The 18,943-nt window shown below is 65.9% G+C and carries 19 protein-coding genes; 10 read left to right on the top strand and 9 right to left on the bottom strand.

Annotated elements, in window-relative coordinates:
* The first annotated feature begins 17 nt into the window (after nt 1-17).
* The 7 genes from nosZ to TSB10P1A_RS12550 all read left to right on the top strand — a co-directional run bounded on the left by nosZ (nt 18) and on the right by TSB10P1A_RS12550 (nt 6,997).
* Nucleotides 18-1,937: a TAT-dependent nitrous-oxide reductase gene (gene nosZ, locus TSB10P1A_RS12580; protein WP_186388268.1), complete on the top strand. Its 1,920-nt coding sequence runs from the start codon at nt 18-20 to the stop codon at nt 1,935-1,937.
* 3 nt (nt 1,938-1,940) lie between these two features.
* Nucleotides 1,941-3,317, top strand: coding sequence for a nitrous oxide reductase family maturation protein NosD (locus TSB10P1A_RS12575; RefSeq protein ID WP_186388267.1), 1,377 nt, complete (start codon nt 1,941-1,943; stop codon nt 3,315-3,317).
* Nucleotides 3,317-4,234, top strand: a complete 918-nt coding sequence (locus tag TSB10P1A_RS12570) for an ABC transporter ATP-binding protein (RefSeq protein WP_186388487.1) — start codon at nt 3,317-3,319, stop codon at nt 4,232-4,234. The genes TSB10P1A_RS12575 and TSB10P1A_RS12570 overlap by 1 nt, the downstream gene beginning before the upstream one ends.
* Nucleotides 4,231-5,058: an ABC transporter permease gene (locus TSB10P1A_RS12565; protein WP_186388266.1), complete on the top strand. Its 828-nt coding sequence runs from the start codon at nt 4,231-4,233 to the stop codon at nt 5,056-5,058. Before TSB10P1A_RS12570 ends, TSB10P1A_RS12565 begins: the two co-directional genes overlap by 4 nt.
* Entirely contained in the window at nt 5,055-5,588 is a 534-nt protein-coding gene (locus tag TSB10P1A_RS12560; RefSeq protein WP_186388265.1) for a nitrous oxide reductase accessory protein NosL, read from the top strand. Before TSB10P1A_RS12565 ends, TSB10P1A_RS12560 begins: the two co-directional genes overlap by 4 nt.
* Nucleotides 5,589-5,597: 9 nt before the next feature.
* Entirely contained in the window at nt 5,598-6,587 is a 990-nt protein-coding gene (locus TSB10P1A_RS12555; protein WP_186388264.1) for an FAD:protein FMN transferase, read from the top strand.
* Nucleotides 6,588-6,691: 104 nt separating this feature from the next.
* The gene (locus TSB10P1A_RS12550; protein WP_186388263.1) at nt 6,692-6,997 is read left to right on the top strand and encodes a DUF2249 domain-containing protein; all 306 of its coding nucleotides are present in this window, start codon (nt 6,692-6,694) and stop codon (nt 6,995-6,997) included.
* 196 nt (nt 6,998-7,193) lie between these two features.
* Here TSB10P1A_RS12550 and TSB10P1A_RS12545 read toward each other — a convergent pair whose 3' ends face one another.
* The 8 genes from TSB10P1A_RS12545 to TSB10P1A_RS12510 form a co-directional block, all read right to left on the bottom strand.
* Nucleotides 7,194-7,838: an NrsF family protein gene (locus TSB10P1A_RS12545; RefSeq protein ID WP_186388262.1), complete on the bottom strand. Its 645-nt coding sequence runs from the start codon at nt 7,836-7,838 to the stop codon at nt 7,194-7,196.
* Entirely contained in the window at nt 7,835-8,476 is a 642-nt protein-coding gene (locus TSB10P1A_RS12540) for a sigma-70 family RNA polymerase sigma factor (protein WP_186388261.1), read from the bottom strand. The genes TSB10P1A_RS12545 and TSB10P1A_RS12540 overlap by 4 nt, the downstream gene beginning before the upstream one ends.
* A gap of 85 nt (nt 8,477-8,561) precedes the next feature.
* Nucleotides 8,562-9,011: a DoxX family protein gene (locus TSB10P1A_RS12535; protein WP_186388260.1), complete on the bottom strand. Its 450-nt coding sequence runs from the start codon at nt 9,009-9,011 to the stop codon at nt 8,562-8,564.
* On the bottom strand, nt 8,999-9,763 hold the full coding sequence (locus TSB10P1A_RS12530; RefSeq protein WP_186388259.1) for a DUF2063 domain-containing protein: 765 nt from the start codon (nt 9,761-9,763) through the stop codon (nt 8,999-9,001). Before TSB10P1A_RS12530 ends, TSB10P1A_RS12535 begins: the two co-directional genes overlap by 13 nt.
* Nucleotides 9,747-10,598, bottom strand: coding sequence for a DUF692 domain-containing protein (locus tag TSB10P1A_RS12525; protein ID WP_186388258.1), 852 nt, complete (start codon nt 10,596-10,598; stop codon nt 9,747-9,749). Before TSB10P1A_RS12525 ends, TSB10P1A_RS12530 begins: the two co-directional genes overlap by 17 nt.
* Before the next feature lie 62 nt (nt 10,599-10,660).
* Nucleotides 10,661-10,963, bottom strand: coding sequence for a DUF2282 domain-containing protein (locus tag TSB10P1A_RS12520; protein WP_186388257.1), 303 nt, complete (start codon nt 10,961-10,963; stop codon nt 10,661-10,663).
* 219 nt (nt 10,964-11,182) lie between these two features.
* On the bottom strand, nt 11,183-11,647 hold the full coding sequence (locus TSB10P1A_RS12515) for a YHS domain-containing (seleno)protein (protein ID WP_186388256.1): 465 nt from the start codon (nt 11,645-11,647) through the stop codon (nt 11,183-11,185).
* A 143-nt stretch (nt 11,648-11,790) separates the two neighbouring features.
* Complete coding sequence (locus TSB10P1A_RS12510; RefSeq protein ID WP_186388255.1) at nt 11,791-12,363, bottom strand: carboxymuconolactone decarboxylase family protein; 573 nt, start codon at nt 12,361-12,363, stop codon at nt 11,791-11,793.
* 100 nt (nt 12,364-12,463) lie between these two features.
* Between TSB10P1A_RS12510 and TSB10P1A_RS12505 the strand changes: the two genes are divergently transcribed.
* A complete protein-coding gene (locus TSB10P1A_RS12505; protein WP_186388254.1) occupies nt 12,464-13,063 on the top strand; it encodes a TetR/AcrR family transcriptional regulator in 600 nt (199 codons plus the stop codon).
* Nucleotides 13,064-13,288: 225 nt separating this feature from the next.
* Complete coding sequence (locus TSB10P1A_RS12500; protein WP_186388253.1) at nt 13,289-14,650, top strand: adenylate/guanylate cyclase domain-containing protein; 1,362 nt, start codon at nt 13,289-13,291, stop codon at nt 14,648-14,650.
* Between the two features lie 223 nt (nt 14,651-14,873).
* Here the strand turns inward: TSB10P1A_RS12500 and TSB10P1A_RS12495 are convergent, their stop codons facing one another.
* Nucleotides 14,874-16,328 (bottom strand): acetamidase/formamidase family protein, encoded by a 1,455-nt coding sequence (locus TSB10P1A_RS12495; protein ID WP_186388252.1) that lies wholly within the window; start codon nt 16,326-16,328, stop codon nt 14,874-14,876.
* A gap of 276 nt (nt 16,329-16,604) precedes the next feature.
* On the opposite strand from TSB10P1A_RS12495, the gene TSB10P1A_RS12490 reads away from it, so the two are divergent.
* Nucleotides 16,605-18,929: an acetamidase/formamidase family protein gene (locus TSB10P1A_RS12490; protein ID WP_186388251.1), complete on the top strand. Its 2,325-nt coding sequence runs from the start codon at nt 16,605-16,607 to the stop codon at nt 18,927-18,929.
* Nucleotides 18,930-18,943: the final 14 nt, after the last annotated feature.

Here is an 18,943-nt window from a genome sequence, read left to right as displayed (position 1 = left end):
GAAACGGGAGAAAGGCGATGCAGTCGGAAGATAAGAACAAGGGCGTCAATCGGCGTCAGTTGCTTGGTAGCACTGCTGCGGTGGCGGCTGCAGGCGCGGCCGGTATGGGCGGCGGCCTTGCCCTCTCGGGTGGGCCGGTGACGCCAGCGGTCGCGCAGTCGGCCTCCGGCAGCAGCTATGAGGTCAAGCCGGGCGAACTCGACGAATACTATGTCTTCTTCTCCAGCGGCCAGACTGGAGAAATCCGGGTCGTGGGAGCACCCTCGATGCGCGAGCTGATGCGCATCCCGGTGTTCAACCGTTGCAGCGCCACCGGTTGGGGGCAGACCAACGAGAGCCTGAAGGTGCTGACCGAAGGTCTGCTTCCTCAGACGAAGGAGTTCCTCAAGGACAAGGGTGCCACCTATCTCAACGGTGACCTGCATCACCCGCATCCCTCCTTCACCGATGGCACCTATGACGGCCGCTATCTTTATGCCAACGACAAGGCGAACACGCGGGTCTGCCGCATCCGTCTCGACGTGATGAAGTGCGACAAGATCATCCAACTGCCGAACCAGCACACCGTGCATGGCCTGCGCGTGCAGAAATATCCGAGGACCGGCTATGTCTTCTGCAACGGCGAGGACCGCGTGCCGATCCCCAATGACGGCACGACGATGGGGGACAAGAGCAGCTACCATGCCATCTTTACCGCCGTCGACGGCGAGACGATGGAAGTGGCGTGGCAGGTCATGGTCGACGGCAATCTCGACAATGTCGACGCCGACTACCAGGGCAAGTACGCCTTTGCCACCTGCTACAACTCGGAGGAAGGCGTCACCCTCGCGGAGATGATGGCGAACGAGCAGGACTGGATCGTCATCTTCAACCTCGCCCGGATCGAGGAGGCCGTCGCCAACGGCGACTATCAGGAGCTCAACGGCGTGCCGGTGGTCGATGGCCGCAAGGGATCGCCCTACACCCGCTATGTTCCTGTGCCCAACAGCCCGCACGGGATCAACACCGCGCCGGATGGCATCCATGTGGTGGCGAACGGCAAGCTGTCGCCGACGGTCACCGTCTTCGACGTCCGCAAGTTCGACGATCTGTTCGACGACAAGATCCAGCCGCGGGACACCGTCGTCGCCGAACCGGAACTGGGCCTCGGGCCGTTGCACACGGCCTATGACGGACGCGGCAACGCCTACACCACCCTGTTCATCGACAGCCAGGTCTGCAAGTGGAACATCGAGGACGCAAAGCGTGCCTATGCCGGTGAACAGGTGGACCCGATCCGGCAGAAACTCGACGTCCACTACCAGCCCGGACACAACCACACCTCCATGGGCCAGACCAAGGAGGCGGACGGCAAGTGGCTGATCTCTCTGAACAAGTTCTCCAAGGACCGCTACCTCAACGTCGGCCCTCTGAAGCCGGAGAATGACCAGCTCATCGACATCTCGGGCGATGAGATGGTGCTGGTGCATGACAATCCGACCTTCGCCGAGCCGCATGACGCGACGCTCGTGCACCGCTCGAAGATCAACCCGGTGCATGTGTGGAGCCGCGATGACCCGTTCTTCGCCGATGCGGTGGCTCAGGCCGAGGCCGATGGCATCGATCTGATGAGCGATTCGGAAGTCATCCGCGACGGCAACAAGGTGCGGGTCTACATGACCTCAGTTGCACCGGCGTTCGGCCTCGAGGACTTCACCGTGCGCCAGGGCGATGAGGTCACGGTCTATGTCACCAACCTCGACGAGGTTGAGGACCTGACCCACGGCTTCTGCGTCATCAACTACGGCGTCAACATGGAGGTGGGACCGCAGGCAACCGCCTCGGTGACCTTCACCGCCAGCCAGCCGGGTGTCTACTGGTACTACTGCTCGTGGTTCTGCCATGCGATGCACATGGAGATGAAGGGCCGCATGTTCGTCGAACCGCAAGGCGCCTGAACGATGCGATCCGGCTCCACGTTCATCGGAGCCCTGGTGGCGGCGGTCCTCGCCGCCACCGTGGGGGCGCCTGCCTCGGCGCGGGTCATCGAGCACCGTCCGGGGGGCGCCGGCCTGCAGGCGATCGTCGATGCCGCCGCGCCGGGCGACGTAATCCGTCTCCAGTCCGGTGAGCATGCCGGGTCGGTGACGCTTCATACGTCGCTGACGCTCGAAGGGGAGGCCGGGGCGGTGGTTCTCGGCAACGGCAAGGGCAGCGTCATCACCGTGACGGCACCCGGCGCGGTTGTCCGCGGCCTTGAAATACGGGGGTCGGGACGGGACCTTTTCGAGATGGATTCCGGGGTGTTCGTCGCACAGACGGCGACAGGGGCCCGCATCGAGGACAATGCCATCCTCGACAACCTCGTCGGCATCTACCTGCACGGAGCCAGGGACGCGCTGGCCAGGGGCAATCGCATCGTCGGCCTGCGGGAGGGGCGCACCAGCGAGGCCGGCGACGGCGTCTCGGTGTGGAATGCCCCCGGCGCCCAGGTTGTCGACAATGAGATCAGCTATGGACGGGACGGCATTTTCACGAAAACGAGCCAGGGCAACGTCTTCAAGGGCAACACGCTGAAGAATGTCCGCTTCGGCATCCACTACATGTACACCAACGACAGCGAGGTCAGCGACAACCTGTCGTCGGGCAACACCGTCGGCTACGCGATCATGTTTTCCGACCGGTTGCGTGTCACCAACAACATCTCCGATGGCGACCGCGACCATGGCCTGCTGTTGAATTACGCCAACGGGTCGCAGATCTCCGGAAACATCGTGCGCGGCCGGCCGCTTCCGATCCACAGATGGACGGCGGCGGCGCGGATCGACGGGGTGCACGGCCTCCCGGGTGAGCGCGAGACCGCCGGTCGCGTGAGCGGGGGGATGCGGCTTGGCCCGGAGAAATGCGTCTTCATCTACAATGCGAACCGCAACCGGCTGACCGGAAACTGGTTCGAGGGCTGCGCCATCGGCATCCATTTCACCGCCGGGTCGGAAAGCAACGCGATGACCGACAATGCCTTCATCGGCAACAGGCACCAGGTGAAGTATGTCGGGACGCGGCAGCTCGACTGGTCGTTCGAGGGGCGAGGAAACTACTGGAGCGACAATCCGGCCTTCGACCTGAACGGTGACGGGATCGGCGACACTCCCTACCGCCCGAACGACATCATCGACAGGGTGCTGTGGACCGCGCCGCAGGCGAAGGTTCTCGTGAACAGCCCTGCCGTCCAGGTGATCCGCTGGGCACAGGCGCAGTTTCCGGCTCTGCTGCCCGGCGGCGTGGTCGACAGCCGGCCGCTGATGACGCCCCCAAGACCGATGCGGATGGAGCAATGATGGTCGAGACGGTCCAGGTATCGAACGTTGCCAAGTCCTACGGCGCCGTGCAGGCGGTGCGTGAGATCTCCTGCGTGTTTCGCGAAGGCGAGACCATCGCACTTGTCGGTCACAATGGCGCCGGCAAGACGACGCTCATCAAACTGATGCTCGGCCTGGTGAAACCGACCGCCGGCACGGTCCGGGTGCTTGGCGAAGACCCGGCGGCCGGACAGTTCGAAGCGCGCCGCAGGCTCGGCTATCTGCCGGAAAACGTCTCCTTCAACATGGCTTTGACGGGCCGCGAGACCCTTGCCTTCTACGCCCGGTTGAAACGCGTGCCCGTGGAGACGACCGGAGCGCTGCTTGAGCGGGTCGGGCTGGGGGGCGCGGCCGACCGGCGCGTCGGCACCTATTCCAAGGGGATGCGCCAGCGGCTGGGGCTGTCGCAGGCGCTTCTGGGGCAGCCGCGGGTGCTGCTGCTGGACGAACCGACCACCGGCCTCGATCCGGCATTGCGCCGCAGCTTCTACGACATCGTCGCGGAGCTGCGCGCCGGCGGCGCGACCGTGCTGCTGTCTTCCCATGCCTTGACCGAGCTGGAAGGCAGGGCGGACCGCGTCGTGATCGTCGACCGGGGCGTCAAGATCGCCGATGGAACGCTCGACGATCTCCGGCGGATCGCCCGTCTGCCGACACGCATCCGTCTCACGCTGGCCGGCGAGGTCGTTTCCGCAGCCGACGATTGGGCCCGCGCCGGCGGTTGGCGACGGGTCAACGGGCGCCAGTTGGAGATCGACGCGGAGCCGGGGGAGAAGGTCGCGGTGCTGCGCCGGGTCGCCGAGCCGGGCGCTCCCGTTGCCGACTTCGACGTGATACCGCCGACGCTGGATGAACTCTACGCGCATTTCCTTGAGGCGCGGGGGAGGGGCGAGTGACCAACATCTTCATTATCGCCCGCAAGGAAATCCAGGAGGGGCTGCGCAACCGCTGGGTCCTCGCCACGACGCTGCTTCTGGCGGCGCTGGCCCTGACGCTGACCTTTCTCGGCAGCGCCCCGACCGGGAATATCGGCGCCAGCGCGCTGGACGTCGTCATCGTCAGCCTGTCGAGCCTTTCGATCTTCCTCGTGCCGTTGATCGCATTGCTGATTTCGCACGACGCCATCGTCGGGGAAATGGAGCGGGGCACGATGCTGCTCCTGCTTAGCTATCCGGTAGGGCGCTGGCAGGTGATCGCCGGCAAGTTCGCCGGCCATCTGGCCATCCTCGCCTTTGCCACCTTGCTTGGCTACGGGGCCGCTGCTGTTGCGCTGGCGGCGACCGGCGCGGATATTGATCGAAGCAGCTTCGGTGCGTTTGCCTCGATGATCCTGTCGTCGATCCTGCTCGGAGCCGTTTTCATCGCGATCGGCTATCTCGTCAGCGTGCTGGTTCGAGAGCGCGGCACCGCCGGCGGCATCGCGATCGGGGTGTGGCTGCTCTACGTGCTGATCTATGACATGGCGCTTCTCGGCCTGCTGGTCGTCGATCAGGGCCGCATCATCAGCGGCGGGGTGCTCGACGCTCTGTTGCTGGCCAATCCGACGGATGCATACCGGCTGCTGAACCTGAGCTCCGGCAATGTCGGAGCCCTCTCGGGCATGGGCGGCGTTGCGGAAAATGCGGCGCTTTCGCCGGCCACGCTGGTCGGCGCGCTGCTTGTCTGGGTGGCGGTGCCGTTGTCCGCCGCTGCCCTGGTTTTCTCCAGGAGGGAACTGTGAGACGCCTGTTGTTTCCGATCATCGTGGCGGCCGCGTTCGGTCTGGCGGGATGCGGCGAGGAAGGCTCTGCCGCCTTGCCGGAGCCTTTTGCCCTGACGCAGGACGCCATGGGGCGCTACTGCGGCATGAACGTGCTCGAGCACCCCGGCCCGAAGGGGCAGGTCATCTTCGGACCCGAGCCGATCTGGTTTTCCTCCGCCCGTGATGCGGTGGCGTTCACCATGCTTCCGGAGGAACCCAAGACCTACTCCGCCATCTATGTGTCCGACATGAAGCATGCGCCGGACTGGGACAATCCGGGCGCGGATAACTGGGTCGATGCGCGAGCCGCCTTCTATGTGATCGGCAGTTCGGCAAGGGGCGGGATGGGGGCCGCCGAGACGGTTCCCTTCTCCACCAGGGACGCCGCCGAGCGGTTTGCGCAGGACAACGGCGGCGAGGTGGTGACGTTCGAGGACATCCCTGTCGACTACGTGCTGGGGCCCGGTGACGCGGCAACGGCGCCTGGGGCGGCGGGTTCGACACAATAGGGGCACGCCATGGGCACCATGAACCGCCGACGCTTCATCTCGATCACCGCCGCGGCGGCCGGCTGCGGCCTAGCCTGGCCGGCTTTTGCGGCGACGCCCTGGCAAGAGGCGGTGAGCTGGCGCGGGCAGGCGCTCGGCGCGCCGACCTCCCTGGTGATCTACCATCAGGACCCCGTCGCTGCGGAGCGCCTGCTTCGGCAGGTCCGGTCCGAGGTCGACAGGCTGGAGCAGATCTTCAGTCTCTACCGGCCCGGCTCGGCGATTTCGCAGTTGAACCGGTTGGGCGCCCTGGCCATGCCTCCGTCCGAATTGGTCGCGCTTCTCGACATCTGTCGCAAGGCCTGGGAAGTGACCGGTGGGGTGTTCGACCCCACGGTCCAGCCGCTGTGGAAAGTGCTGGCAGAGCATTTTTCGATGCCCGGTGCTTCGGCCGGCGGTCCCACATCGACCGAAATTCGTGAGGCTCTCGATCTGGTTGGCTTCGACAAGGTCAGCTTCGATCAGAGCCGTGTGGCGTTTGGCCGACCTGGCATGGCCCTGACGCTCAACGGCATCGCCCAGGGTTACATCACGGACCGGGCTGTCGAGCTTCTGCGTCGGGGTGGCATCGAAAAGAGCATCGTCGATCTCGGCGAGATCCGCGTGCTCGGATCGAAACCGGACGGTGGTCCATGGCAGGTCGGCATCCGGGACGTGGCTACCCCTGCCGGGCGCGCGGCCGCGATCGAGTTGGTCGACAAGGCGGTGGCCACATCGAGCGCGGCGGGCTTCAGCTTCGATGCCGCGGGCCGTTTCACGCACTTGCTGGACCCCCGCACCGGGGCAAGCGTGACCGGCGACAGAAGTGTTACCGTCACCGCGCGGGACGCTGCGAAAGCCGATGCATTCTCGACCGCGTTCAGCTTGATGTCGTCTGAGGACATCCGAGCGGTAGCCAAGCGTGAAGGCGACATCGACGTCATGTTGTCGGACGGCCGTGACGGCTGGAGAACTCCGTAAACCGGGCGAGGCAACGCTGCCGGCGGGAGTTTGTTCCCGGACAAGGACGGCCGCTCATTCGCCCCCTAAGAACAGGGTCATCCGCATCAACATCGGAGTGCGCCATGACCCTTACACCTGCCCATGCCGATCGGCCTGTCGCTATTGTGGATCTGCGATCGCTGCCCAGGCCGCAACGTCACTCGTTGGTCTTCCGCCAGTACGACGCGCTGCTCCCGGGTGAATGTTTCGAACTGATCAACGATCATGATCCGCAGGGGCTCTTGTACCAGTTCCAGCAAGCCATTCCCGGCCAGTTTTCCTGGACCTATCGGGTCCTCGGTCCTGTCGACTGGCATGTCCTCGTGGGCAAGGAAGGGCAGGTCGAGGAGCAAAGGCGCGACGAGTGTTGCGGCGGCGGCTGCGGCTGAACGACAACGGGCGCCGCGAGGCGCCCTTTTTGTTCACGCCTGATCGGCAGGCTTCTCGCGCACTGTCGGTCCCCCTTGCGCGATCTGGAACAGGCAAAGACGGCTGAACACGGCGATCTGACTGAGGCGCATCGGTCGCAGGATGCCCCTCATCGGTGTTCACAATTCTTGTCAGCAGGCCTGGGTCTGTTCGCAATCACCACCTGAGGAGGCGCGAACCTGCGAGGGAGCCGACCGCGCCGGCCGAGGCAATCGCGAGCCCATACCAGACCACATAGAAGAGCGGAGAGTCCTCCGTGCAGGCGAGAGAATAGCCGGCCGCCGCTCCGGCGCCGGCCGCAAGGCCGAGCAAGGCGCCGGACAGGGCCGGATTCGTGCTCGCGCCGTTCTTCAAGACACTCAGTCCCGCGGCGATCGGAAGCAGCGACAGGCCGAGAACGGCGGAGAGGCATTTCATCGCCGTACTGCCCACCATCGCTTGCGTCAGAAACGGTGCCGGCGTGGCGGCTGCGGCATCGGCGATCAGGACAAGCGCCATTGCCGGCGGCAGAAGCAGGTATGACAGCCTGAGCCCCTTGCCGGGATAGGCGGAGCGGATCGCGAGCCACAATGCGGAGACCGACAGCAACGCCGGCAGCCCTGTCTTGGCGAGGGTCACCGGCGCGCTCAACGCGGTGCCGAGGTCCGGCCGCAGCCCCATCAGGGAGAGCCAGAGGGCAACACCAAGGGCCGTCGCCGCCGAGGTCCAAAGCGCGATCGAGGACGCTGCAAACGGCTTCGGGACAGGGGCCCGGGCCAGGTCGGCGATGAAGTCCTCCGTGGACAGTCTTTTCCGGGTCATCGGTCGGGTCCCCGCGCAAGAGCGGACAGCTTCTTGATGGCGCGGTGGAAGGCAACGCGCACGGCTCCCTCGCTCATCGAAAACCGGGCGCCGACCTCGGTTGCGCGGTCGCCGTCAAGGCCGATTGCGCGCACGATGGCGGCCGACCTCGTATCGATCTGGGCCAGCATCCTCGAGGCCTCCTGATCCGACAGGAGATCGCTCGGCTCGTCCTGCGCGATGAGATCGACGAAGTCGTCCACCGGCAGGTGGATGTGAGCTCCCAGCCGTCTGAAGGCGTCGACCACCTTGTAGCGCGCGACGGCATAGAGCCAGGGACGCACCGGCGTGCGCGGGTCCCAGGTCTGGCGCTTGAGGTGGATCGCCAGCAGCACCTCCTGCACCACGTCGTCGTGCTGGTCCGGCGGCAGCCCGCGCCCGCGGGCTTTTACGACCTTTCGGACAAGCGGCATGACGGCGGTGAGAAAGCGGGCAAACGCCTTTGCGTCGCCTGCGTTCGCGGCGGTCAACAGCGCCTCCAGATCGTTGCAAGCGTCGGCTATCTCGGCCTCCCGTCGCGCGTCCGCGAGAGGCAACCTAGCGGGGCTTGCGATCGCGAGGCAACCCACATCACGCAGAGTTGCGAGCGACGCCGTCATGCGGTCACGGCAGCGAGCGTGGCGCCGGCACGTCCCTTGATCTGGGCGGCTCGCATTCCTGTGCGACAGGCGAAGACCGGGTCCATCATGCGGTCGTTTTCTGCGGCGGGCCGTCAAGACGCAGCACATGATCCAGCGAGATCCTGCCCGGTCCCCGGACCACGACGGCAAGCAGGGCGGCGGCCCACAGCCCATGCGTGACCCATGCGCTGGGATAGACGAATATCTGGATGACGGCGGTCATGACGAGCAGACCGAAGGCGGACAGTCTCGTGAAAAGGCCGAGGATCATCAGCACCGGCAGCACATGTTCGCTGACGGTGGCAAGAACCGCTGCGACATTCGGCGGGATGATCGGCAAGGCAAACTCCGTTTCGAACAGGAACCATGTCGAGTCCTTGATCGCGAAGCCGTCGACCTTGGTGCGGCCCGACAGCCAGAACACCATGGCCGGAAAGAAGCGGAGCCCGAGGGCGACAAGGTCGTCGGGAATGAGCTGGAACCAGCCGTTCAGCCGCTTGATCAGGGTCTGCATGTCGAAATCTCCGCATTGAGGATGAGACCGGCTGCCATGAACTCGGCGAGAAGGCGTCCGGCGTCGTGGGCCGGGTCGGCCGCCTGGGCGAGTTGCGCCGCCTCCAGCAAGGGCCGGCCGTCGCTGAGCGCGGCGATCATGGCGGCATCGCCGGCCGCGATCGCCTTCACCGGCACGTTGAAGAAGCGATCCCGGAAGATGAGCGCCGTTTCGGGACCGTGAACGATGGCGCCGGGCAGCGCGCCGGGTTGGTTCGATGCCCAGATCGCGACCGCCGCATGCGCGAGAGCAAGCACGCAAACGGAAGGGTGCAAGGCCAGAACGAGGTCGGCCGGGTCGGCATTGGCAAAAAGGTCCGGCGTTGCCGGTTCATGGTCGGCCGCGTGAAAGGCAACGCCGCGCTGATACTCGATGCGGGCGACGTCGGCCATGTAGGGATAGTCCAGAAGCGGCGGAAAACCCGCCAGGAACGCGGGGAAGCCGTCTCCCCACTGCGTCAGCACCGGTGTCTTCGGCCGGTCCAGTTCGACATAGACGCGCGCCATCTGCCGGAAGAATGCCTCGCCGACGAGCCGCTGGACGACTGGGAACCGCATGGCCAGCGCCTCGGTCAGGCTGACGACGACATTGTTGCGGTAGACATTGAAGCGGCGCTCGGCCTCCGCCGGGTCCCGCGCCGTCAGTCCGGCAGGAAGCGGGCCTCCGCGCAGGGCTGCGTCAAAGCTGGATTGCAGCTCAGCCAGCCTGCGCATGACGCTTCTCCGGAGCATGGAGAATGCGCGCGGCGCGCGCGGCTTCGTCGGCCAGAACCGACCAGCAGGGAACGTCATTGTCCCATTCGACGAGCGTCGGGATCGCTCCGCATCGCGAGACGACATCGGCAAAGAGCGACCAGACCGGGTCGGCGACCTCGGAGGAATGCGCGTCGATCAGCAGCGGCCCCGACGGAAGCTCTTCCACCACGTGACCGCCCAGGTGGATTTCGCCGACATGCTGGAGCGGGAAGCTGTCGATATAGGCGCAAGGGTCGAAACCGTGGTTGGTCGCCGACACGAACACATTGTTGACGTCGAGGAGCAGGCCGCAGCCGGTGCGCCGCGCGACTTCGGCGAGAAAGTCGACCTCGGCGATCGTCGACTGCTCGAAGATCACATAGGTCGACGGGTTCTCGAGCAGCATCCTGCGCCCGAGTGCCTCCTGCACCTGGTCGACATGAGCGCAGATCACGTTCAGCGACTCGTCCGTGTAGGGCAGCGGCAGAAGATCGTTGAGAAAACCGGTGTCGTGGCTCGACCAGGCGAGGTGCTCGGAAAAACTCTCGGGCTGGTAGCGTTCGCAGAGCTGGCGAAGCCTCGCCAGGTGATCGGGATCCAGGCCGCGGGTGCCGCCGATCGACAGGCCGACGCCATGAACCGAAAGGGCATAGTCCGCCCTGAGCGCGGTGAGTTGGGCGTGCGGCAGACCGCCGGCTCCCATGTAGTTCTCGGCATGGACCTCGAAGAAGCCGACCTTGCCGGGATCCTGGGTGATGTCGATGAAATGCTGCGGTTTGAAGCCCACACCGACGCTCGCGGGTAACTGAGGCATCTCGAGTGCACCGTGCATTGGAGGAAGGCGGGGCGCGACCGGTCGCGCCCCGTGCGTTGGCCTCAGGCAGGGAGATCGCGGCTGAGTTCGGTCAGCGAGCCCTTGCGCGGCGTCCCGTCGGCCTGGGCGGGCAGTTCCATCGTGGTGCAGGTGCCGGCCGGGACCATCTTCCAGGCATTGCCCTGATAGTCGACCTTGGACGTCCCGGCGCAGGTCGTGCCTGGGCCGGCGGCGCAGTCGTTCTGGCCGGCAAGCGAGACGCCGAAGCACTTTTCCGTCGTCTGGGCCTGCACCGGCGCGGCCATCAGCGTGAGCGCGGAGACCAAAGCGGCGCTCAGGGCGATATTCGTGTGTCGTGCTGTCATGTCATTCTCCTGTCTCTCGACGAAGACGCTCCAGCGCCTTCATTGAACAATTCGCGGACGGTGCCGTGGCCGTTACAGCTTCACGGCAAGGTGATCCGGGCAGGGCGCACACTCAAAAACATGCGAGGTCGTTTCGCGCGGCGCTCGGGCCGGTCTTCGCAGGGGCGGCGCCGGCGGTTTCGGGAGCGGCCGGTTGCCGCTCCCGGGACACGGGCCGGCTTAGAGGGCGCCCGGATCCGTGCTCTCGATCTTGGTCCAGATCTCGTCGGCGGCCTCGATGTTTGCCGCCATCTCGGAGCGCCACATGTCGGCAACCGCCGGAGCGACATTCAGATAGAGCTTGTCGTTGACGATCGTGAAGACGGCCGGATCGCCATCGAGCTTCTGGCCCATCTTCACGCCCATGGCGCAATAGCCGCCATACTGGGGCAGGTACTTGTCGGGATCGGCTGTGAACGCCGCCTTGTTCTCCTCGCTGGCGAAGCGATAGACGGCACCGCCATGCACGGCCGTGACCCTGAAGTCGCCCGGGACGGGACCGGCCGGCGAGAAGAAACTCACCGGATCGACGCCGCGCAGGGCAAGGCCCGTGGACGTCACGTTCAACTCGCTCCCCGCGAAGGACGTGGCGGCGGAGAACAACAGAAGCAGGAAGGCGCCGAGCAATGCATTCAGTCTGGTCATGTCTGTTCCTTTCGATGGTGCAAGAGCGATCCCGCGGCGGCCTTGCGGGCCGTCGCCGGGTGTTTCTTGCTGGCTGCGGGCAGGGCAAGCCTGGCGTCGGCCGATGCGTCACGGTCCTTGGACGAGATGACGCGCGGCCGTGGTCAGGCGGTCACTTCGTAGGCGGCGAAAGCCGGATCGAGCTTCGTCGCGACGATGTGATTGGTGTAGTTGGAGAAGGTCTTGACGCCGATGGCCAGGATCACCGCGAAGATCTGACGCGGTTCGAAACCGGCAGCGAGGAAGGCGTCGACATCGGCGCGCGACGGCCGCCCGGCCGTCCGGACCATGGTGCGGGTGAAGGTGGCGATAGCCTGCAGGCGCGGGTCGGGAAGCGGACCGCCGTTGCGAAGGGCGGCGATCGCGTCCGCCGGCACCTTGCTCATCTTCTCGGCGATCATCGAGTGAGCGGCGACGCAATAGTCGCAGCCGTTGGCTTCGCTCACTGCCAGGAAGACGGTTTCCTGCTCGTCCGGCTGGAAGCCGGAGGTGCGGCGGAAGCCGTCGTAGCCCGCCAGATAGGTGCCGAGCAGGTCCGGCGCGTAGGCCATGTAGCCGTACATGTTGGGAACGAAGCCCAATCTCCTGGCGGCGGTTTCCAGAGCGGTTGCGGCAGCGGGTTCGGCCGTTTCCGCGGTCAGGGGTGCAAGAGTGAGGCTGGCGGATGACTGGGACATGGGGTCGTCTCCAAATATGGAATGATCGATCCATATATTGCCAGGCGCGGCCCGGCAAACTATTTTCGGAACGATGAGTTCACAAATTCATGAGCGCCGCGTGCGCGGCCGTCCCCGCACCTTCGTTGAAACCGAGGCGCTCGACATCGCGATGGGTCTGTTCTGGCGGATGGGCTACGAGGGCACCTCGATGGATGCCCTCACCGGCGCCATGGGCATCTCGCGGTCGAGCCTCTACCAGTCCTTCGGCAACAAGGAGGCCCTGTTCCTGAGCGCGGTGGAACACTACGCGCGCACCCGGATCGAGCCCCTCCTCGAGGCTCTCGACGGCGGCGGCGGTTTCCGGAGCGATCTGGCTGCCTTCCTCGACGCCGTCGTGCGGCATGCGACGGCCGATCCCGAGCGGTTGGGGTGTCTCGTGGCGTCGGTTCTTTCCGATGCGGCCGGATCGGATCCGCGGCTGAGGGCGGAACTGGGCCGGCGATTTGCCGCGGTCGAAGCGCGGATCGCCGAGCGCGTCGCGCATGCGCAGTCGGTCGGCGAGATGTCCGGTGCGGCAAGCCCGGCAACGGTCGCCGCGGTCGTTGGAGCCCTCGCGCGCGGCTTGATGCTCAGCGCCCGGGCGGGCGTTGCTCCCGAAACGTTGCGCGACACGAGCAAGGGTGCGGTCGCGATCCTGACGGCGGGACTGACCTCGTGACGCTTGGGCACTTGTGCAGCGTGCGTGTCGCGCAGTCTTGACTTTCATGTGAAGGTGGCAGGCGCCAAGCTCGCGGCGACAGGCTGGAGGAGGTCGTCATGTCAGGCAGTGCGGACCTGCTGCTCGATCGGTTGGACCCTGTGAGCGAAGGCGCGGCGCCAACCGGGGCCCCAACCGGGGCGCAGGGGACGTCGTCGCCGGACACTCGCTGCCCGGAGGTCCCTCGTGCGCGCTGACCTGAGCCGGCGGTTCGGCCGCATCCTGCGTGGCGGCGCCGACGTCTCGAGGCTTCCCGAGGCGATCCGACGACGCATCGCCGAACGCGACTGGGCCAACGAGCGTCTGCTGCGCGCCATCCAGTTGCTGATGATCTGCTTCTTCAGTCTCCTTTATGCGCTGTCGCCCAAGACCTTCGAGGCGGGGAGCCTGTCGCCGACGCCGTTCGTGCTGGCAGCCTATTTCGTGCTCGCCGTGATCGGCCTCGTCTGGGGATATCTGCGGGAACCGCCGGACTGGGCGAGCTATGTTTCGATCATCTTCGATTTCGCGCTGCTCTACGGACTGATCATCAGCTTCCATCATCAGTACGCCCAGCCCGCGAGTTTCCTGCTCAAGGCGCCGGCACTGCTTTACGTCTTCATCTTCATCGCCTTGCGAACTCTGCGCTTTAACCCGAAGTTCGTGATCTTCGCGGGTCTGGTGGCTGCCGCGGGGTGGGGTGCCGTGATCGTCTATGTGCGGCAGGTCGATCCGTCGGAATTCGTGCTGACGCGGTCCTATGTCGAGTACCTGACCTCCAATGCGCTGCTGATCGGCGCGGAGGTCGACAAGATCATCTCGATGCTTGCCGTGACCGCGGTGCTGGCCTTGGCGGTGAACGGCTCGCGAAGTCTCCTGATCACCGCCGTCACGGAAGAGGCCGCCGCGACGGGGCTGTCGCGCTTCTTCGATCCAGGCGTTGCTCGCGCCATCCGCGCCGGCGAGCATCAGCCGATCCCTGGTACCGCGCAGCGGGAAGCGGCGGCGATCATGAACCTGGATATCAGGAGCTTTTCCCGCATCGCGGAGCAGTGCGAGCCCGATGCGGTCATGCGTGTCCTTGCCGCATATCAGGGGCGGGTGCTTCCCATCGTGCATGCCCGCAACGGGATGATCGACAAGTTCCTCGGCGACGGGATCATGGTGACCTTCGGTCTGGGCACCGATAGCGAATCCTATGCCGCCGATGCCATTGCCTGCGCGGAAGCCGTGCTTGCCGACCTGAAGGGGTGGGCGGATCTGCCCGAGATGCAGGCGCTGCGGCAGCCGCTGGCGATCGGCATCGGCATCTCGTCCGGAACGGTGAGCTGGGGCGTTGTGGGACGGGATGAGCGGCTCGAACTGACGGTGATCGGGCCCGCGGTCAACCTTTCGGCCAAGATCGAGAAATGCAACAAGGCGTTCGGCAGCACCTGCATGGTCGATGCCGAAACCTGGCGCCTGGCACAGGCCCAGGGGTATCGCGGCCGCTTCGAAGCCCGCCACGTCGCGGCCCGGATCGACGGGGCGGACGGGCAGATCGGCGCAGTGATCCTCACCCTGCCATAGAGCCGCCCGGTCGCCGGCATCTGTCTGTTCCTGCCGGCCGACTTTGTCCTGAGCAGCGCAGTCTGCCGGGGGATCCAGCGCAGCGGACGTCATGCGCGGACGGTCCCGGCAGTTCGAACCGAAGGGCGCGGCCGCTGCCGTCCGTGGATATGACCGGAAAGTGCCGCCCTCCTGTCGGAGGGCGGCACGAGACATGGGCTGCTCGCCGGACGTCAGGCCTGCGTCACGCGGCCCGGCCCGAGAACAGATCCTTCTTGACGATGCCGTGCACCCCCCAGTTTCCGTCGACAACCTGGGTCACGCCGAAGTCGACGCCGATCGACATGATCGAGATCGCCTCGTCCTCCGTCAGGCCCTTGGTGGTCATCAGGAAGTGCCGCATCTTCTTGAACGCGTCCTGCAGGGCGAGGTCGATCGACGACTTGTTGTAGATCTCGCTCTGGGCATCGGGGCCGAGTTCGGCCAGGTAGTTGGCAACGCTGAAGCCGTGGACCACCCATTCGGTCTGGGTCTCCAGCATCGGGTAGTCGAGGTCCTCCAGCGGCGTGCCGGCCAGATCCGCCTTCTTGTGCAGGATGAGCTGGAAGGTGCCGGTCAGCGAACACTCGATGGCGGTGCCGCACAGCTCGCTGTCGCCCTGCGAGGCATGGGGATCGCCGACGGAGAGCAACGCTCCCTCGACCGACACCGGGTAATACATCGTCGCGCCCTTGCCGATGCGCCAGTTGTCGATGTTGCCGCCGAAATGGCTCGGCGGGATGGTGTCGACGAAGTCCGCCTCGGCCGGTGCCAGGCCCAGCGTGCCGAAATGCGGCCGGATCGGCACCCGTATGCCCTTGAGCACGTCATAATTCCGATCGACCGTCGACATGTCGACCGGCACGCCCGGATAGTCGATGACCGGATGCACCACGCCGAACGGGTCGGTCTGCGGGGTCCACTTGTAATTGTAGACCGCCTCGGCCCAGCTTTTGCCGCCGGTCGCGTCGATCTCGTAGATCGTCACCACCTCGCGCTTGTCGCCGCCGAGCAGGTGCTTGTAGTGGAAGCCCCACCACGCCGCCGCGTTGGAGCCGAACGCCTTGCCGGCATAGGCCGGATTGGCGGACGGACGCGGCACGCAGTCGAGAATGCGGACCTCCAGCACGTCGCCCGGCTCGGCACCGCGGACATAGACCGGGCCGGTCATGATGTGCACGCCGAGACCGTCGCCGGAGCCCTTGGTGTAGACGGTCGGATCGGTCGACCCCGCGCCGCGCCGGTCGACGCCCTTCTTGTCCTTCGTCCACTCGTAGACGCTTTCGGCACCGGGGTCGCCCTGGACCATGCGTTCCAGGTCGTCGGCCGCGTGATGCGTCAGCGCTTCGATGGTGACGATGTCGCCGGAGTCGATCTCGACCTGCGGCTTGAGGGTCTTGGAAAAATACCCCCAATGCACCGTGTCGGCGGTCGCCGGCAGATAATGGTAGCTGGGGGTGCCTTTCTGGCGTGCGGCGCTCGCCTGCGCCAGGGCCGGGGTCACCAGCGTCACGCCGCCGGCCGCGCCGAAGGCCGCAAGCCCTCCCGCCGCCAGAACGCCGCTCTTCAGGAAGCTCCGCCGTTCCGGGTTGAGGTCTTCCCTGAACGCCTTGTAATGGGCCTCGAAATGCGGGCAGTGAACGTCGTCGCCTTTGCACATGATTTGCCGTTCCTCTCTGGTTATGGGTGGATTGTGCACTGCACATGATGCCTGGCGACGGGCTCCACGCAACCGCCCGACCGGCGCGCCGGCTGCCCCGTCACTCCCCGTCTGGTGACGAAAAATTATTTTATCGCAAAGTGTTGAGTGGTTTTTACGCCGGCTTCCTTCGGGGGCGGCGCTCCGTAAAGTCAAAACTACGGACGCTCTGGGACAAGTATCCCGCCCGGTTCTGGGATAGTGTTTGCTGCGGAAGCGAGAGAAAGGTCCAGCCGGATGGCGGTGGAGCAGATCGATCTCGATGCGGTGCCCGGCGATGGCCGGTCCGACATCTGGCGTCAGACGCTGCGCGGGGTCGGCTTGCTGCCGCTTGCCGAGACCGGCTGCCTGGACACCGGCACCGTGACCTCGTTCCGGGCGCCCGCCGGCGCCAGGATGACGATGGTCCAGGCCCGCGGCCAGAGCTTTGCCTTCAGCGCGCCGGGCAAGGCTCCCGGTCCGCTGGTGCTGCTGCTCGTGCTGTCCGGGCGCGGGCGCATCGTCGCGCCCTCAAAGGCCTTCGAACTCGCCGACGCGGATCTTGTCGTCGTTGCCCCGGAGGCGGGAGTGCAGGTGGAGATGCGCGGCGACTTCTCGATCCTGCTGCTCGATCTGTCCCGGAGCGCGGTGGAGGCGCGTGTGGGCCGGAACCGTGCCGGCTTTCCGGTGGTGCTGGGAGGGACCGTGGCGGCGTCCGCTGCCCGGCCGGTGCTGCGCACGCTGGCCATGAACCTCGACACGCTCGGTGCCGGCGACTTCGCCGCCGCCGAGGTCGCGGTGACCGAACTGGTGAGCGGCGCGCTGCTGGCGGAACTGCGCGGCAACGGCCATGAACGGACGGATTCGCAGATGGCGAACTTTCGCCGCGTCGCGGCCGCGGTCAATCGCAGGCTGGGCGAAGCCGGTCTCTCGATCCAGGATGTGGCGCGCGACGAAGGCCTGTCGAAACGCTATGTGCAGCGGCTGTTCAAGCAGCATGGCGAGAGTTTCTCGGACTATGTGCGCCGGCTTCGCCTTGAACGATGCAAGGCCGAACTCGCTGACCCGGCGCATGCGCATGAGGCGGTGGGCGCGATTGCCATGCGGTGGGGATTTCGCGATCAGTCCTATTTCAGCCGCGCCTTCAGCAGCGCCTATGGAGTGTCGCCCAGCAACATCAGACGGGGTGTCGGGACGGTTGCGGACGGCCGGCCGCTCCAGCGCGGCAAACCGCTGAAGCGCCCGGCCGCGCCGATGGCGTTTCCACGGTCGGCGGCTGAGTTTCGCACCCATGGCGAAAGCCCGACGACGGAGCTGGCCGAGCCGTTCCGGCAGGCGCGGTTCCATCTTCCCGCGAACGCGCAGACGGTGCACTGGGGCTATCTGAGCAAGAGCCTGCCGCCGGTGCTGACGGTGAGGTCGGGTGCGACCGTCACCGTGGAGACGTTGACCCAGCATGCCGGCGACGCATCCGAGCGCATGATCCAGGGCGATGCGGGCGCCGAAAGCGTGTTCGAATGGACCAGGGACTGGAAGGCGGTCGACCGGCGCGGAGCGGGGCCGATGAATGCCTCCATCTTCGGGCGCGGCGCGGGCGAAGGCTTCGGTGTTCACATCCTGACAGGGCCGATCTTCGTGCGCGGGGCCGAGCCGGGCGACGTGATCGAGGTGGAGTTTCTGGACATCCGCCTGCGCCCCTGCGCCAATCCGGAGTTTGCCGGGAAAGCCTTCGCCTCCAATGTCTCGGCCTGGTGGGGGTATCAGTACCAGGATTCCATCGTCCCCGGCGCCCGGCGAGAGACCGTCACGATCTTCGAGATCGACCTCACTGAGCCCGACGTGGCGCGGCCGCTCTACAGCTATCGCTGGACGCCGCAGACCGACCCGTTCGGCATCGTCCACGAGACGATGGACTATCCCGGCGTCCTCGTCGATCCGGCGACGGTCACCCCCGACTGGCGCGCGCTTCGGGGGATCGAGATCCCGGCGCGGCTGCATTTCGGCACCGTCGCGCTGGCGCCGCGGGAGGAGGATCTGGTCGACAGCATTCCTCCCGGTTACTTCGGCGGCAATATCGACAATTGGAGGCTCGGCAAGGGCAGCCGGGTCTTCCTGCCGGTCTCCGTGCCGGGCGGGCTGCTGTCCATCGGCGACGGTCATTTCGCGCAAGGCGACAGCGAAGTGAACGGTACCGGGCTCGAATGTTCGCTGACCGCCGACATTCGCCTGACCCTGCACAAGGCGTCAGGGGAGGGGAGGCCGTTTCTGCGGGCGTTGAGCGGACCGTTGATCGAGACGGAAACCCACTGGGTGCTCCAGAGCTTCAGCTATCCCAACTATCTGCGCGAGTTGGGGCGCGATGCCCAGTCGAAGATCTACCAGCATTCCTCCATCGATCTGGCGATGCGCAATGCGTTCCGGCAGGCGCGGCGGTTCCTGATGGAGCATTACGGGATGAACGAGGACGAGGCGCATTGTCTGCTGTCGCTCGGCGCGGATTTCGGCGTCACCCAGGTCGCGGACGGCAATTTCGGCGTTCACGCGACGATCCCCAAAGCGCTGTGGGGCGACGGGGATCGTTGAGATCGGGCGGCGAT

Source organism: Stappia sp. TSB10P1A, assembly GCF_900185725.1.
Taxonomy (GTDB): Bacteria; Pseudomonadota; Alphaproteobacteria; order Rhizobiales; family Stappiaceae; genus Stappia.
Note: the sequence above shows the minus strand (reverse complement) of the source record. Positions and strands in the feature narration are given on the sequence as shown.

Bases quoted from the DNA above. Each gene is read 5' to 3' on its own strand.
- nosZ (WP_186388268.1), top strand. From the start codon at position 18: ATGCAGTCGGAAGATAAGAACAAGGGCGTCAATCGGCGTCAGTTGCTT.
- TSB10P1A_RS12575 (WP_186388267.1), top strand. From the start codon at position 1,941: ATGCGATCCGGCTCCACGTTCATCGGAGCCCTGGTGGCGGCGGTCCTC.
- TSB10P1A_RS12570 (WP_186388487.1), top strand. From the start codon at position 3,317: ATGGTCGAGACGGTCCAGGTATCGAACGTTGCCAAGTCCTACGGCGCC.
- TSB10P1A_RS12555 (WP_186388264.1), top strand. From the start codon at position 5,598: ATGGGCACCATGAACCGCCGACGCTTCATCTCGATCACCGCCGCGGCG.
- TSB10P1A_RS12550 (WP_186388263.1), top strand. From the start codon at position 6,692: ATGACCCTTACACCTGCCCATGCCGATCGGCCTGTCGCTATTGTGGAT.
- TSB10P1A_RS12545 (WP_186388262.1), bottom strand. From the start codon at position 7,838: ATGACCCGGAAAAGACTGTCCACGGAGGACTTCATCGCCGACCTGGCC.
- TSB10P1A_RS12540 (WP_186388261.1), bottom strand. From the start codon at position 8,476: ATGACGGCGTCGCTCGCAACTCTGCGTGATGTGGGTTGCCTCGCGATC.
- TSB10P1A_RS12535 (WP_186388260.1), bottom strand. From the start codon at position 9,011: ATGCAGACCCTGATCAAGCGGCTGAACGGCTGGTTCCAGCTCATTCCC.
- TSB10P1A_RS12530 (WP_186388259.1), bottom strand. From the start codon at position 9,763: ATGCGCAGGCTGGCTGAGCTGCAATCCAGCTTTGACGCAGCCCTGCGC.
- TSB10P1A_RS12525 (WP_186388258.1), bottom strand. From the start codon at position 10,598: ATGCCTCAGTTACCCGCGAGCGTCGGTGTGGGCTTCAAACCGCAGCAT.
- TSB10P1A_RS12520 (WP_186388257.1), bottom strand. From the start codon at position 10,963: ATGACAGCACGACACACGAATATCGCCCTGAGCGCCGCTTTGGTCTCC.
- TSB10P1A_RS12515 (WP_186388256.1), bottom strand. From the start codon at position 11,647: ATGACCAGACTGAATGCATTGCTCGGCGCCTTCCTGCTTCTGTTGTTC.
- TSB10P1A_RS12510 (WP_186388255.1), bottom strand. From the start codon at position 12,363: ATGTCCCAGTCATCCGCCAGCCTCACTCTTGCACCCCTGACCGCGGAA.
- TSB10P1A_RS12495 (WP_186388252.1), bottom strand. From the start codon at position 16,328: ATGTGCAAAGGCGACGACGTTCACTGCCCGCATTTCGAGGCCCATTAC.
- TSB10P1A_RS12490 (WP_186388251.1), top strand. From the start codon at position 16,605: ATGGCGGTGGAGCAGATCGATCTCGATGCGGTGCCCGGCGATGGCCGG.